The organism is Ornithinibacillus massiliensis, from assembly GCF_018310345.1.
In the GTDB taxonomy this organism is placed as follows: domain Bacteria; phylum Bacillota; class Bacilli; order Bacillales; family Amphibacillaceae; genus Ornithinibacillus; species Ornithinibacillus massiliensis.
The window spans coordinates 706,583-722,352 of sequence record NZ_JAGXBY010000002.1; the positions used below are offsets into that span (position 1 = coordinate 706,583).

At 36.0% G+C, this 15,770-nt stretch carries 15 protein-coding genes and 1 other annotated feature; all 15 genes read right to left on the reverse strand.

Translation table 11 applies throughout. The annotated features are described in order from the left end of the window. Positions 1 to 156: 156 nt before the first annotated feature. Positions 157 to 2,913, reverse strand: a complete 2,757-nt coding sequence (ileS, locus tag KGF86_RS07860; protein WP_211741525.1) for an isoleucine--tRNA ligase — start codon at positions 2,911 to 2,913, stop codon at positions 157 to 159. 155 nt (positions 2,914 to 3,068) lie between these two features. Further along, positions 3,069 to 3,296 (reverse strand) — a binding site (T-box leader). A 58-nt stretch (positions 3,297 to 3,354) separates the two neighbouring features. Further along, positions 3,355 to 3,858, reverse strand: a complete 504-nt coding sequence (locus KGF86_RS07865) for a DivIVA domain-containing protein (RefSeq protein WP_186868602.1) — start codon at positions 3,856 to 3,858, stop codon at positions 3,355 to 3,357. 163 nt (positions 3,859 to 4,021) lie between these two features. After that, positions 4,022 to 4,801 carry a YlmH family RNA-binding protein gene (locus KGF86_RS07870; RefSeq protein ID WP_211741526.1) on the reverse strand — a complete coding sequence of 260 codons (780 nt, stop codon included), beginning with the start codon at positions 4,799 to 4,801 and terminating at the stop codon, positions 4,022 to 4,024. A gap of 10 nt (positions 4,802 to 4,811) precedes the next feature. After that, a complete protein-coding gene (locus tag KGF86_RS07875) occupies positions 4,812 to 5,096 on the reverse strand; it encodes a YggT family protein (protein ID WP_186868600.1) in 285 nt (94 codons plus the stop codon). Between the two features lie 8 nt (positions 5,097 to 5,104). Then, complete coding sequence (locus tag KGF86_RS07880; RefSeq protein ID WP_186868599.1) at positions 5,105 to 5,527, reverse strand: cell division protein SepF; 423 nt, start codon at positions 5,525 to 5,527, stop codon at positions 5,105 to 5,107. A gap of 10 nt (positions 5,528 to 5,537) precedes the next feature. Continuing rightward, entirely contained in the window at positions 5,538 to 6,215 is a 678-nt protein-coding gene (locus KGF86_RS07885; protein WP_186868598.1) for a YggS family pyridoxal phosphate-dependent enzyme, read from the reverse strand. Positions 6,216 to 6,239: 24 nt separating this feature from the next. Next, on the reverse strand, positions 6,240 to 7,049 hold the full coding sequence (pgeF, locus tag KGF86_RS07890; protein WP_246521360.1) for a peptidoglycan editing factor PgeF: 810 nt from the start codon (positions 7,047 to 7,049) through the stop codon (positions 6,240 to 6,242). 23 nt (positions 7,050 to 7,072) lie between these two features. Beyond that, positions 7,073 to 7,330, reverse strand: a complete 258-nt coding sequence (locus KGF86_RS07895; protein WP_186868597.1) for a YlmC/YmxH family sporulation protein — start codon at positions 7,328 to 7,330, stop codon at positions 7,073 to 7,075. A gap of 472 nt (positions 7,331 to 7,802) precedes the next feature. Further along, on the reverse strand, positions 7,803 to 8,582 hold the full coding sequence (gene sigG, locus KGF86_RS07900) for an RNA polymerase sporulation sigma factor SigG (protein WP_186868596.1): 780 nt from the start codon (positions 8,580 to 8,582) through the stop codon (positions 7,803 to 7,805). Between the two features lie 120 nt (positions 8,583 to 8,702). Beyond that, positions 8,703 to 9,422: an RNA polymerase sporulation sigma factor SigE gene (sigE, locus tag KGF86_RS07905; RefSeq protein WP_186868595.1), complete on the reverse strand. Its 720-nt coding sequence runs from the start codon at positions 9,420 to 9,422 to the stop codon at positions 8,703 to 8,705. Between the two features lie 16 nt (positions 9,423 to 9,438). Further along, positions 9,439 to 10,359, reverse strand: coding sequence for a sigma-E processing peptidase SpoIIGA (gene spoIIGA, locus KGF86_RS07910; protein WP_186868594.1), 921 nt, complete (start codon positions 10,357 to 10,359; stop codon positions 9,439 to 9,441). 572 nt (positions 10,360 to 10,931) lie between these two features. After that, positions 10,932 to 12,059, reverse strand: coding sequence for a cell division protein FtsZ (gene ftsZ / locus KGF86_RS07915; RefSeq protein WP_186868593.1), 1,128 nt, complete (start codon positions 12,057 to 12,059; stop codon positions 10,932 to 10,934). 66 nt (positions 12,060 to 12,125) lie between these two features. Next, entirely contained in the window at positions 12,126 to 13,415 is a 1,290-nt protein-coding gene (gene ftsA, locus KGF86_RS07920; RefSeq protein WP_186868592.1) for a cell division protein FtsA, read from the reverse strand. 209 nt (positions 13,416 to 13,624) lie between these two features. Next, positions 13,625 to 14,416, reverse strand: coding sequence for a cell division protein FtsQ/DivIB (locus tag KGF86_RS07925; protein ID WP_211741527.1), 792 nt, complete (start codon positions 14,414 to 14,416; stop codon positions 13,625 to 13,627). Between the two features lie 153 nt (positions 14,417 to 14,569). Next, the gene (gene spoVE, locus KGF86_RS07930; RefSeq protein ID WP_186868818.1) at positions 14,570 to 15,667 is read right to left on the reverse strand and encodes a stage V sporulation protein E; all 1,098 of its coding nucleotides are present in this window, start codon (positions 15,665 to 15,667) and stop codon (positions 14,570 to 14,572) included. Positions 15,668 to 15,770: the final 103 nt, after the last annotated feature.

Sequence of the window (15,770 nt, forward strand, 5' to 3'; positions counted from 1 at the left end):
TCAATGATTTGTCCATTATCATTCTGTATAACTGTCGGAAACGTATACGGATGAAAGAAACCCGAACTAATTCGTTGATATCAAGCGAATTAGTTCGGGTTATTCTAGTTTTATTGCCTTATAAGCTTCACGTTATTTTTATGCCAATTATAACACTTATGCAAAATAGTGTTTTTCTACAACATCGGCACAGCGGGAGCAAAGTGTTGAATGTTTTTCATTTTGTCCTACTGTATCTGAGGCAACCCAGCAGCGTTCACATTTTTCAGCTGGATGTTTTTCAACAAGAACATCGACATAACGGTATTCTGCTGCTTCCTCTGATTGTTCCTTAACAACAGCCTCTGAAACGATTAGAAGCTGATGAACATCGTTAATTGAATTTATTACTGTCTTTGTTTCTTCATCTCTTGGAACAACCGTAATCTTAGCCTCTAGAGACTTACCAATTACTTTTTCATTACGTGCCTCTTCAAGTGCTTTTAGTACATCATCACGGATGGCCATGAAATGATTCCACTTGTTCTCCAAACCATGAAATCCTTCGATTTCTCTTGGTTCTGGAATATCTGTCAATTGAGGGCTCTCTTCTTTAACCCCCGGAATATATTCCCATACCTCATCGGCAGTATGTGGGATAATCGGTGTTAACAATTGTACCAAGGTGGTTAGGATTTCATAATACCCCGTTTGGATACTACGACGACGATGATTATCTGCCGCTTCAATATAAAGAATATCCTTAGCAAAATCTAAATAGAAGGAGCTTAGATCATCTGCAACGAAGTTATGGATACGATGGAAAATAGGAGAGAACTCAAATTTCTCATAACTTTCCCGTACTTCTTTTACTAACTGTTGCAAACGATGTAACATGTAACGATCTACTTCTTCCATTTCTGCTTCCGGTACACGATCTGTTTCTGGATTATAGTCAGCTAAATTTGCTAACATAAATCGGAAAGTGTTTCGGATTTTACGGTACGCCTCAGAAGTTTGTTTCAGAATGTCATCTGAAATACGGACATCTGCTTGATAATCAACCGATGCCACCCATAGACGTAAAATATCTGCACCTAGCTGCTTTAATACTTTACTTGGCATGATAACATTTCCAAGTGATTTACTCATCTTACGACCATTACCGTCTAAAACAAAGCCATGGCTAATAACGTTTTTATATGGTGCTTTACCTGTAACAGCTACGGCCGTTGATAAAGAAGAGTTAAACCAACCACGATATTGGTCACTACCTTCTAAATAAACATCAGCTGGTCTTGTATGATCTTCTCTATTTAATAATACTCCTGCATGCGAAGACCCAGAGTCAAACCAAACATCCATAATATCCGTTTCTTTCGTGAATTCACCATTTGGACTATGCTCAGAAGCAAATCCTTCTGGTAATAGATCTTTCGCTTCTCTTTCAAACCAAATATTAGAACCATGCTCTGCAAATAATTTCGATACATGTTCAATTGTTTCATCTGTAATAATTGCTGTTCCATCCTCACCATAAAATACCGGAATTGGAACTCCCCAAGCACGTTGACGAGAAATACACCAGTCCTCACGATCACGAACCATATTGTATAGTCTTGTCTCTCCCCATGCTGGATACCAATTAACTTGTTTGATTTCATCTAAGATATCTTCACGGAAATCTTTGATTGAAGCAAACCACTGTGCGGTAGCACGGAAAATGGTTGGTTTTTTAGTTCTCCAGTCATGTGGGTAGGAGTGAGTAATAAAGGAAAGTTTTAATAAAGCACCGACTTCATCTAACTTTTCAGTAATTACTTTATTTGCATCGTCATAGAACATACCTTCAAATCCAGGTGCTTCACTAGTAAACACACCTTTATGATCCACTGGACAGAAAGCCTCAATGCCATATGCCTTCGAAACATAAAAGTCATCTTCCCCATGGCCAGGAGCTGTATGAACACAACCTGTACCTGCATCAGTCGTAACATGCTCACCAAGCATGACAAGAGATTCACGGGAGTAGAATGGATGTTTTGCTGTTACGCGCTCTAATTCTTTTCCTTTGAAGCTTTTCACTACTTGTAGATTTTCCCACTCTAGTTCTGTTATTAAAGATTCAAGTAGTGCTTCTGCCACAACAAATTTGTCATTATTAACTTTAACTAACACATAGTTGATATCAGGATGGACACTGATACCTAGATTAGCTGGAATTGTCCATGGAGTTGTCGTCCAGATGACAATTTTATCTCCAGAATCCAGAACTTCTTTTCCATCTTCTACTTCAAACGCAACATAAATAGAAGCAGAGCGTTTATCATAATACTCAATCTCTGCCTCAGCAAGCGCTGATTCAGAAGAAGGAGACCAATATACTGGTTTTAGTCCTTTATAGATATACCCTTTTTTGGCCATTTCACCGAATACTTTAATTTGAGCCGCTTCATAATCTTTCGTTAATGTTATATATGGATTATCCCAATCACCACGTACGCCTAGTTCTTTAAATTGCGAACGTTGACTATCGACTTGGGTTAATGCATATTCTGCACATAGCTGTCTAAATTCTGCTACAGATAGCTCTTTACGTTTCACTTTTTTATTCTTCGTTAATGCAGTTTCAATCGGAAGACCATGTGTATCCCATCCTGGAATATAAGGTGCATGGTAACCTGACATTGACTTATACCGCGTAATGAAATCTTTTAAGATTTTATTTAATGCATGGCCAATATGAATATCACCGTTTGCATATGGTGGACCATCGTGTAGGATAAATGTTCGTCTACCTTTTGTTCTTTCCACTGATTTTTCGTATAGGTTCATTTCTTCCCATTTTTCACGACGTAATGGTTCTTTGTTTGGTAGATTCCCTCGCATTGGAAATTCTGTTTTTGGCATCAGTAATGTTTCTTTATAGTCCACTGATTAGACCTCCTTATGTTTTAACTTTACTTGATAATTATGTTTGGCTATTTTTTGATTTGTTGTATAGTTTCGCGGTTAGAACATAAGCTCGCTTAAATTAACCCAACTTCCCGAAAAACCATCATAAAATAAAAAAAGCCTCTCTGATCCCAGAAAGGGACGAGAAGACTCGCGGTACCACCCTTATAAATTTAAAATGATAACATTTTAAATTCACTCGATATTCGTAACGTGAACAAGACGTCCAATTTTACTTGATTTATTTCAAATTGGATACTCAAGAGTGATTTTCTAAAAACGTGCTGTACTAGGCTTTCACCAGACCCTAGCTCGCTCTGACAAGCAACTAGTTTTTATACTGTCTCTATCATCGTATTTGCTATTATTTTAACCTATTCGTGTAAGCATTATATGTAAATTTTAATAAAACGTCAAGGTTTAAGATTCATTATTAGCTAATTCTAAATCTTTACCAACCGCTTCCTCAAATAAATCTTCCCAATCATCTGATCCAATCATATCTAATTGAGCTTCCACAAGCATTCTTAGACGAGTACGGAAAACTTTAGCTTGTTTCTTTAACTCTTCGACTTCCATTGAGATTTTGCGAGACTTACTTAGCGCATCGTTAATAATACGGTCAGCATTTTTCTCTGCCTCTTTAATGATGAGTTTCGACTCCTTTGAAGCATTCCCTTTTAATTCTTCAGCCGTTTCTTGAGCAATAAGGATTGATTTATTTAATGTTTCTTCTATATTGGTGAAATGGCTTAACTTTTCATTCATTTGTTCAATCTTTTCTTTTAATTCTTTTCTTTCTCTAATTACCATTTCATAATCCTTAATAACCTGATCTAAAAATTCATTTACTTCATCTTCATCATATCCACGAAAACTTCTCGTAAATTCTTTATTATGAATATCTAATGGTGTTAATGGCATAACGGCTACCTCCCTATGATTTTATAAAAATATTAGTCCATTTTCAGTATACCAGTATATTTCGACAAAAAATATGTATTTCCTGCAATTTATGCTTACATTTCTAGAAAAAAGTCAAAAAGCAACTATTCGATATCATTATATATCAAATAGTCACTCTTTACTATACCTGTAATAATGCAGTTGTAACTTTTATTTTTTCCTTTTTGGTTTGCCCATTGACAGCGATGAGCTTGCTTCTACCTTTTCCTCTTAGAGAAATCATATCGCCTTCTCTTAAAATGAATTTACTATCCTCAACCGTACGATAGTTAACTTTAACTAATCCTTTATCAATAAGAGTCTGTGCCTCTTTGCGGGATAAAGAATAAATTTCTTTTAACATCGTATCCAGTCTTAAGGAAGAAACAATTTTCTCAGAACGAGACCAAATAGGTTCTTGTTCAATTAAATCCGAAAAAGGTTTTTCTTCGAATGTAATTGTAGATTTCCTGATCATTGTCATATTCATCTGGACATAAGCGGAAATATCTTTATCTAAAGCAAGCTGAACCTTGCCTTTACCAGCCAAAATATCTCCTACTTTTTTTCGTTTCATTCCTAATGATAAAAAGGCACCTAACACATCTCGATGAGTGAGCGAGACGAATTTTTCATGGTAGGTAGCCTGTAATAACGATATATTAAAGGAATCCTCGTTAATCTCTTCATAAAGAGGAGCAATAATCGCTCGTTTTCGCTCAGAATATGTTCCTCCACCAAAAAATAACAATTTCAGCTCATCATTTGAGGTTCCAATTAACATTTCAATAATTTGTTGTTCCCTCGGGTCTAAAAAATCTGTCAATCGAGGTAAATAAGAGCGCTCCACTTGTTCCATCCATGATAAAACTTGATCAATGAAGCTATGCTCTTCTTTACGAAAATGTTGATATATATCCATCTACCTGTAATCACCCAATTACCAATCGTACTAAAATATCATATATAGCCCACAACCCAGCCCCTGCTAGCTGTAACACAATAATCGCAACAATAGGTGAAATATCGATCATTCCTAGTGGGGGGATAAACTTACGGAAAGGTTCTAAATATGGTTCATACAATTTTGAAAGTATTTCCCCAAATGATGATTCTCTTGCTCCAGGAAACCATGACATGAAAATATAAATAATTAATCCGAAACTATAAACACGTAATACATTAGACAAAATCAAAAATAACGTATATAACGACATGATCTACTTTACCATCCTTTATTGAATTCTTCTTCGAAAGCTTCTGTGATAGAGCCAGAGACATCAACATTATCTGGTGCACAGAGGAATGTTTGTGAACCTAAACGTTGAATAACCCCGTTAACGGCATACACTGTCCCACTTAAGAAATCTATCATTCTCTTTGCCTCATAATGTTCTACACGTTGTAAATTTATAACAACGGTTCGTTTATTGACAATATTATCTGCAATTTGCTGTGCTTCATCAAACGTCCTTGGCTCACAGAGTACTACTTTGGAAGAACTTGTTTTAACACTTTTTAAGTTGATTACATTATTACTAGTAGCCGGGATTACGTTATTGGAGGAAGATGTAGCTACTTCTTCTTCAATGTATTCATATTCATCGTCCATAGCAAATAATGTCTTTAACTTGTTCTTAATACTCAAATTATCCACCTCACTTATTAGCCCCAACCAGCTTAGAACCGATTCGAATATGGGTTGCACCTTCCTCAATTGCAATATCATAATCATTGCTCATTCCCATGGATAAATACTCACATGGTGCAAAAGGATAGTTTCTCTCTTTAATAGTGTCTCGTAAATTTCTAAGTATACCAAATACTTGATGTAGTAGCTCTTTATCTTCTGTATGTGGAGCCATGGTCATTAACCCAACAATATGTATTTTAGTGTATTGAGAAATTTTCTCAACAAATTCCATTACTTCATCCGGATGTAGTCCGTGCTTGGAATCCTCACCACTAACATTAACCTGGATAAAACAATTAACAGTAGATGAGGCACGCTTTTCAATTTCTTTAGCTAATGACAGTCTATCCAAAGAATGAAGATAATCTACCTTATTTATTACATCTTTTACTTTCCTTGTTTGTAGACTACCAATAAAATGCCATGTAACATTGTCTTGTATTTGATCATACTTTTCTAAAAATCCTTCTTGACGATTTTCTCCAAGATCAGATATTCCAGCTTCGATTGCTTCCATCGTTCTTTCTATTGTAACATATTTCGTTACAGCAATGATGGTGATCTCATTTGGATCTCGATTTACCTTATGACTAGCTTCATTAATTTTTGTTTTAATTTCTGCTAAGTTTTGTGCTACATCCATGATGACATGTACTCCTCCTTACCACTAACCCGTAAAACCAATATATCCTAACATTCGACCGGTTTTCCCTTGATCCCGTCGATGTGAAAAAAACAAATTTTCATCTCGATACGTACAGTAAGATGTTACATCTATATTACTACGAAACACGCCAGCTTGTACAAGAATTTCGACATTTAATTGTTTTAAATCTAACAAATAGTGGTCATGACCTGTCTCGATCAAAACCACATCATGAAACTCCTGTGGTATGCGATTTTTTACATAGTTATCTACCTCGTAATTTTCAGTAGATATAGAAGGACCTATCGCTACACGTATATCTTTAGGAGCCGAACCAAGTTGGATAAATTTCAGGATCGTTTTCTCAGCAATTCTAGCAACCGTTCCTTTCCACCCTGCATGGGCAATACCTACGTATTTTGTTACCGGATCAAAAAAGAATAAAGGTACACAATCGGCAAAAAAGGCTGTACAGAGGATTCCTTTCTGGTTACTGATCAATCCATCTATTCCTATTAGAGACGATTCTACAGTAATTGCTCCTCTACCAGCATCTTGAGAATCAACAATATGTACTTCAGAATGATGGACCTGCTCACCACTTACCCAGTTATCTAGTGGAATATGTAAAGTTGTAGCTAATCTTTTTCGATTTACAAGTACGTCTTCTACATCATCAAAAACATGTAATCCCATATTATTTGTATGAAAGGGTTGCTTACTAACACCACCATGACGAGTCGTAAAACCGACTGTTAAGTTTGGTTCCATTTCCATCCACTTATTTATATGAAGCAATGAATTTCCATCATATTGGAATATGTCTTGCAACGTAATTCCCCCTGCTAGAATAATTATTCAAGATATAATTTAGCCCCGTCAACATCTTTTACTAAAATCACGTCGGAACCAATTGTGACGATTTGCTCCCAATATATCATTAATTCATCAGGTTTTCCAAAGAAACCTCCCTTTTTTTCGCGAATATAAATAACTAATGCAATTATTCTTCCGCGATCAGGATCAATCTCTAGATCGGAAATATGCCCTAATCTTCTTCCGTCATTAATAACGATCAGTTCTTTTGCTTGCAAATCAGATAATGTAATCACCCGTCTCACCTACCCTTACTAGTGATATATATGCACTAGTTTAAGAGTTCATTCAGGGCTTAGCCAACGAAAAATTATTTACTCCCGCTTAAGATTTTCTTACATGAAATAGAGGCTGGAGCAAAACGAAAACAAAGGTAATAAAAAACGAACAAATTACCACATTAGCCCCGGAAATATACGGAGACCCCTGTGGGAGGAAAGGCATCGGTGAGACCCCAGGGGAGCGTTAGCTCTGAGGAGGCTCACCATGCGCCCAACGGTAAAGAAGACACTGCGGGGTCTTTTCGAGCAGATGTCGCACTTATACTGCGATAAAGTGCAAGGTAGACACTGCGAGGTTCTCTCGAGCAAATGTCGCCCCTGTACAGGAAGCAACCGCAAGTATATTTCCGGGGCGGGTTCGATGCGCTAACTTTAATGTTCGGTTTATCCTATGTTAGAAATAGTTTTGTCCCAGCCTCATATATCACTATTCAAACATTTGCTTATTCATTTGACTAATTGCAGCTTTTTCCAATCTGGACACTTGCGCTTGGGAGATTCCGATTTCGTCGGCAACCTCCATTTGTGTTTTCCCTTGGAAGAAGCGTTTATTAAGTATCATTTTTTCTCGCTCATTTAGTTGATGCATTCCTTCCTTCAAGGAAAGCTTGTCTACCCAGGTATCATCCCTATCTTTATCATCACTAATTTGATCGACTACATATATCGGGTCGCCACCATCATTATAAATTGGTTCAAATAGAGATACCGGATCTTGTATTGCATCCATTGCAAAAACGACATCCGAATGTGGTACCCCCATCTCTTCAGCAATTTCAGCTGGAGTAGGTTCTTTTGATGTTTTATTAATTAATTTCTCACGTACCTGAAGTGCTTTATACGCAATATCTCGTAAAGAACGAGATACACGTATTGGATTATTGTCACGTAAATACCTACGAATTTCACCAATAATCATCGGTACGGCATAAGTAGAAAATCTCACATTATGACTTAAATCGAAATTATCAATAGATTTCATTAGTCCGATACAACCAACTTGAAACAGGTCATCTACGTATTCACCACGATTATTAAATCGTTGGATTACGCTTAACACTAAGCGGAGATTCCCATTAACCAATTCTTCTCTTGCGTAGATATCCCCCTCTTGCATTTTAATAAAAAGCGCTCGCATTTCTTCGTTTGTTAAAACAGGTAACTTAGATGTATCTACACCGCATATTACTACTTTATGTCTAGTCATTCTGTACCCTCCCAGTTGGAGATGCTGTTCATGGACAGTATCTCCTAGGAAGGAAAAAATTATGCAGTGTGAATCATTGATTTAAAATATATCAACCCCATTAATTCTTGCTATATCAAGCTACACCATCTTATTAAATTCTTTTTTTAACCTACGAATAATTTTCTTCTCTAATCGAGAGATATAGGATTGAGAAATACCTAACATATCCGCTACATCTTTTTGTGTTTTTTCTTCCTCACCTATAAGACCAAATCTCAATTCCATTATTTGTTTTTCTCTAGCATTTAATTGTGATAAAGCATTTTGCAATAGATGCTTATCAACTTTTGTTTCTAAATTTTTCGTAATAACATCTTCCTCTGTGCCTAACACATCAGATAATAGTAGCTCATTCCCATCCCAATCAATATTCAATGGCTCATCAAAGGAAATTTCCGATTTAAGCTTATTGTTTCTTCTTAAATACATGAGAATCTCGTTCTCAATACAACGAGAAGCATATGTTGCAAGCTTTATCTTTTTCTCTGGATTAAACGTGTTAACTGCTTTAATTAATCCAATGGTGCCTATACTAATTAAGTCCTCTATATTAATCCCCGTATTCTCAAATTTCCTTGCAATGTATACGACTAAACGAAGATTTCGTTCGATGAGTACAGATCTTGCTGACGAATCTCCTTTGGTTAGTAATACTAATAATTCGCTTTCCTCTTCCTTAGATAACGGTGGAGGCAATGCTTCACTACCACCTATGTAATAAATTTCTTTTGGTTTAAAACCTAATTTAACTAATAACTTATACCACCAAACCCGAAATTTTAATTTTAATTTTTCCATTTGTATCGCTCCTTTTTTATGCTGAATGAATAGTTGCTAATTTTATTAGTTGCGGGTGTAATAAACAATGATAGCTTTTGTCATCTGTTAAATCAGAAAATTGGATGCCGATTAATAGTTTACTAGCAACAATTTGTTGTTCCCCATAGTAAATAGTTAGATTGTCAGGCTTTAATGCAAAGAGAAAATTACTTCTACCTTCCACACCGTGAAAAGGAACAACTTGCATATAGCTAGCCCAGTTCACAGGGATATCTTCCATATTTAAATTCTCGTAGGCCTGCCTTAATTTGATCCAATCGTCGTGTTGAAACCATTGTTTTAAAAAAGACTCATCACAAATGACCACAGGCCTTTTCGTTAATGGATCGACTAATTGATTACCACTATCAATAAATCCAGTAGTTGTAAAGCTTTTATTATTAATCGTTAAGCAAACTTCATAGAGTTGATCATATCGAATTTTTTCTACCACGTGCTTGTCCATACGATTCTTTGTAAACCAAAGAGCAATCGGAAATCCAATGACAACAAATAGCCAACTAACCGGATCACCATAGCCAGTACTAAATGACAAAAATCCTGAAGCCGAAAGAGCAATCGGGTTTTGTAATACATAATGTGCCGCGAACAGTCCCCCACCGATTGTAAACGTTACAAAATAAAACAATAAAAGCTGCTTCATCATTTGTTTTACAGATACAAAACGGAATGTAACTGCGATGATGAGAATAGAATAAAGTATCTTACCAAATAACGTTGAGATATATGCATTTGGAAAATAAAGTGTTATTGGTACAATGAAAGACGCAACAATGGCTCCTAAGACTAATCTCCCTTTAGGGGTATACACTCTACTTAATGCTTGTGTTAACATCAAAAGCATTAAATCTAAAAGGAAATTCAACACCCAAACTGCGTCAAGGTAAATAGTCATACTATTCTTCCTTTCTTGAGCTTGAAAAGAGTAGATTGGTTATGACATTTAAGGGATTCACTCCTTACTTTTAATCAGAATCGTGTATAGTAGAAGCTTATATAATGGATTCATTGGTAAGAATAACGTATTAGAAAGACTCGCATTCTCCCAATCTCTAGCAAATGCGTTAGCTTTTCTAAAACTAGTTGGGAAAGTTTTTCATACTTTCCTATCTGCTAAAAAGAAGTATAAACTAGTTATCAAGCGAAGTCTGTCAGTTCTTGTATGCAAAAATAAGCTAATTTCAACTAGTTATGTCGAGGGTCTTAGTCAATAATTCGTAATTCACCTCGGGTATATTTATGAGCGGAAACCTCTGATGAATCGACGTGGTAAGTGGAATTACGGTGCAACATGTCATTATATATTAGCCATTTAGAGTGAGACATGTCATTTCTATTGAAATACTTATGTCTAGGATATCGACTCAACAAAAAAATCTCGTACCACCTATTTCGTGATACGAGATTATTTATTATCGTCAGTTAAATTAGACTCCCCTTTTAGAAAGTCTCTCTATTAAGAAATTCTTAGCGATTACGATTTCTGTTACGTAAAAACGTTGGAATGTCTAACACATCTTCTTCTTGACGAGGACGTGCTTGTTGTGGTTGTTCTTTGGTTACTTCTTCATTCACTCTAGTTGCTGCATGCTGTGTTTGATTTACAGTAGGACGTTGTCTGGTTGGTTGCTCAGGTTTTTTGTTTTCATCAAATCCAGTCGCAATAACGGTAACAATAATCTCATCTTTAAGATCTTCATTTATGACGGATCCAAAGATAACGTTAACCTCTTCATCTGCAGCATTTGTTACGAGGTCCGCAGCTTCTTGTACTTCATATAAACTTAAATTAGTACCACCAGTAATATTCATCAGGATACCATGTGCACCATCAATTGAAGTTTCTAATAATGGTGAAGAAATAGCTTTTTTAGCTGCTTCTGTCGCACGATTTTCACCAGTTGCAACACCAATCCCCATTAGTGCAGATCCTTTATTAAACATAATCGTTTTAACGTCAGCAAAGTCCACGTTAATAAGACCTGGTTTAGCAATTAAATCGGAAATACCTTGTACACCTTGACGAAGAACATTATCTGCTTCTCTAAATGCTTCTAACATCGGTGTGTTTTTATCCACAATTTCTAGTAATCGATCATTTGGAATAACAATTAATGTATCCACATTATTCTTTAATGCATCGATTCCAGAAACAGCTTGGTTAGATCTTCTTCGTCCTTCAAATGAGAATGGGCGAGTTACCACACCTACTGTTAAAGCACCTAGATCTTTTGCAATTTGTGCAATAACTGGTGCAGCACCAGTGCCAGTACCGCCACCCATACCAGCTGTTACAAAAATCATATCTGCACCTTGTAATACTTCTTCTAGTTGTTCTTTGCTTTCTTCAGCAGCCTTTTTACCTACTTCCGGATTGGCACCTGCCCCAAGTCCTCTCGTAAGTTTCCCACCAATTTGTAATTTCGTTTCCGCTTTTGATAAATTTAATGCTTGTGCATCTGTATTAACTGCTATAAATTCAACACCTTCAACACCATGGTCAATCATTCGGTTTACAGCGTTATTTCCGCCTCCACCGACACCAATAACTTTAATCGTTGCTAATTGGTCAATACTTGTATCAAACTCTAACATTTTTCGTTCCTCCTAATATGCAAATTACAAGATTTCTAGAAGCTAATTTTAATGTGGGAACGCTGATTAATCGAAGAAATACTTAAATAAATTAGCAATTCCAGACTCTTTTTTATTATTCTCTTTCGTTTTCGTTGTTGTAGCTTGTGTAGGTTGTTTTTTGGTCCGTTTCGGTTTTGGTTCTTCCATTGATACAGTGATCGCAGGGAATAATTCTTTCCCTTGAATCTTTGCATTATGATATGCAAACTGTAATATCCCAACCCCTGCTGTAAATTGTGATTCACGAACACCGATATAATCCGGGATTGCAATTCGAACATTTGCTTGAAAAACGTCTCCAGCAAGTTCTAGTGCACCAGGCATTTTCATCGTACCACCAGTTAGAACATATCCACCTGGTAACTCATGATAACCCATTCTTCTTATTTCTCGCTCTGCATACGCATAAATTTCTTCTAGTCTAGCTTCAATCATGTCAGCAATCTGAAGCTGATTAAAGGTTTGCTTCGCATTACTTCCAATAATCGATGCTTCAAACACTTCCTCTTCTTGGGCGTCATTATAGAAAGCATGACCATGATTTAGCTTAATGTCTTCAGCTTCTTCAGTCGTTGTTCTAAGGCCTATTGACAAATCCTTTGTGATATTATCACCACCAAGCGGCACTACACTAGTAGAAGCAATATGGTCATTTTCAAATACAGAAACTGTTGTGCAGCCACCGCCGACATCGATTAATGCGACACCTAAGTTCTTTTCATCCTTAGAAAGTGCTACTTTACCTGCCGCAAGAGGTTGCAAACAAATGTCTGCCACTTTTAAGTTAGCACGTTCCACACATTTTAGAATGTTATGTAATACGGTTTTTGAGCATGTAATAATGGTACCTTCCATTTCCAAGCGAACACCAATCATCCCTCTTGGATCGGTAATTTCATCAAGCCCATCTACAATAAATTGTTTCGGAATAACGTCGATGATTTCCCGTTCAGGTGGAATAGAGATTACTTGAGCACCATCAATTACACGTTTAACATCCTCATTCGTAATTTCACGATTTTCACTTTGAACAGCCACTACACCATGACATGGTTGTAATTGAATATGATTTCCAGTGATTCCAACTACTACACTTTCAACTTGCATTCCTACCATTCGTTCTGCTTGCTCTACTGCATTACGAATAGAATGAACTGTCTGATCGATATCTACAATAGCACCTTTTTTCATTCCGTTTGATTTTGCTGTACCAACACCAATAATGTTCAATGAATCATTTAAAACTTCACCAATAATAACTTTAATATTTGTTGTACCTATATCAAGACTGACCAATATATCATTGTTGTTCAACAAAGGCACCTCCTATTTCAGAAGCATCAAAAAACGACTATATTTCTTAATGCGATGTTTGTATCAATTATTTGTGTTTAACTATACTATAATCTATTATTTTAAAGGATTTTCTCTAAAAAAGAAATAAATATTGGATATTTCTCTCGAAAATCTATTGATTTTTAAGAGAATCTACCATCCATTTCATAAAATCTTCACCACGTACCCTATTCGTCACCATCTGTTGAAATAATTTCTTCTTCTGTTATTTCTTGGTTGAATGGCTCAAAATAGGCACCTACACCTATATGGATAATGCCTTCGCTGCCTGGTTCAAGCTGAGATGCAATGGATGGATATACCTTCATCTTTTCTGAGAAATTTCGTATGGAGGACTGGACCATGAACCCATCAGTCATATAAAGTGTGATGTCGTTCTTATTCTTATCTGTAGGTGTCCAATGTATTTCAGAAATGATGTTTAAAATATTACTAGGTAGGTTACTCAATTCCTTCGACATTTCCACTAAAACATCTTCTTGTGAGAAGCTTAGTAGTAATGGGGCATATCCTGATAAACGTTTTATTTTACTTTCTTCTAGAACGGTTCCATTCCCTAGAACTGGATAGTATTCATTTTCCTTTTTTATGTAACCAACCCGTTCATGTTCTATTAAATGAATTTCAACCGTCCAAGGTAGTTTCGTTTCTACTTCCGCATTCTTAATTAATGGGTCGTTTTCAAGAGTTTGAATGATTTCCTCTTTATTTATTGTCCATATATTTGTACCCTTCGCGATACCACTTTGCTCAATCACCTCATCTTCTGGATAAAAAGAATTGCCAGTTACAATTATTGATTTCACATGGCTTAATGGTGACTGAAGATAGACAATGATAGCTATTAAGAAGAAAAAAATAGATAAGTAAAATATAAGGCGCCGGTTGGCCTTTTTTTTACGTGCTTGTTTCAATTTAGGTATACGATCCTCTATTGAAACAATCTTTTCTTTTTCCATTCCTATTCTTTCCTTTTTGTAAAATTAACACATGAAAACGGCATGCTGGATGCCGTTTTTGTTGAGTTAATTAAATTATAACACAACCTGTCCTAAAACATATAGTCCGCAATCAAATAGTTTGACAATAAAATTTTTCTATATAGAAGAATGCTATACTTTAGCACTACGACTTATATTTAATAATATCCCTACTGAACATAAGGTTAGCGTTAAGGATGAACCGCCATAGCTTAAGAACGGTAACGTTATCCCAGTAACTGGAATTAATCCAATCACGACACTAATATTGATCATAACTTGAACAATTAACATCGACACTATACCTAAAGCTAAGAATCTACCAAATCCATCTGGTGCTTCTATCGCTATTCTTATCCCTCGCCAAAATAATAACCCAAATAATAATAAGAGTATTGTACCGCCAATAAATCCAAGCTCCTCACCTAAAATAGCAAATATGAAGTCAGTCTGTGGTTCTGGTAAATAAAAGTACTTCTGTAAGCTATTCCCCAATCCTACTCCCATTAAACCACCTGGACCAATAGCATAGAGTGATTGAATAATTTGGAAGCCATCCCCTAATGGATCCTCCCAAGGATTGAGAAAAGCAGTGATTCTGCTTATCCGATATGGTGCCGATAGAATGAGTAACGCAAAACCAGCTAAACCAAGCAAGCCTAAGCCAACAAAATGCCAAATTCTCGCACCTGCAACAAAAATCATGATCATACAAGTTAATACTAAAACCATACCTGTACCTAGGTCTGGCTGTAACATAATTAATCCAAAAGCGGTGAAAACAAGTATTAAAGCTGGAAAAAAACCCTTTCTAAATGAGGTAATATACTTCTGATTTACCGATAAGTATACAGATAAAAATATAATCAGCCCTAATTTCATAAATTCCGATGGTTGAATACTAAAAGCCCCAACACCTATCCAGCTTTGGGCACCTCCGCGTACTAGTCCAACACCAGGAATTAGTACAAGTAATAAAAGGGAAAAACATACGATTAATATGACTTTGGAATACTTCGCCCAATTACTATACGGAATATACATAAAAAACAACATTCCTACTACTCCAACACCTGAAAAAAGCAACTGCCTTTTAACAAAATAGAATAAATCATCATATTTATATTCAGCCCATATATACGAAGAACTGTACACCATTACGATTCCTATTATTAACAACAATATAATGACACTAAATAAGAAATAGTCTGGCTTGTCCTTAACTGACATCTCTTTCTTAAACAAAAAAAACACCCCTTACATCCATTATGAGTTAGGGGCATTTCCAATAAAAATAACCTTATTAAATTTTATTGTACGTATCACTTAAACC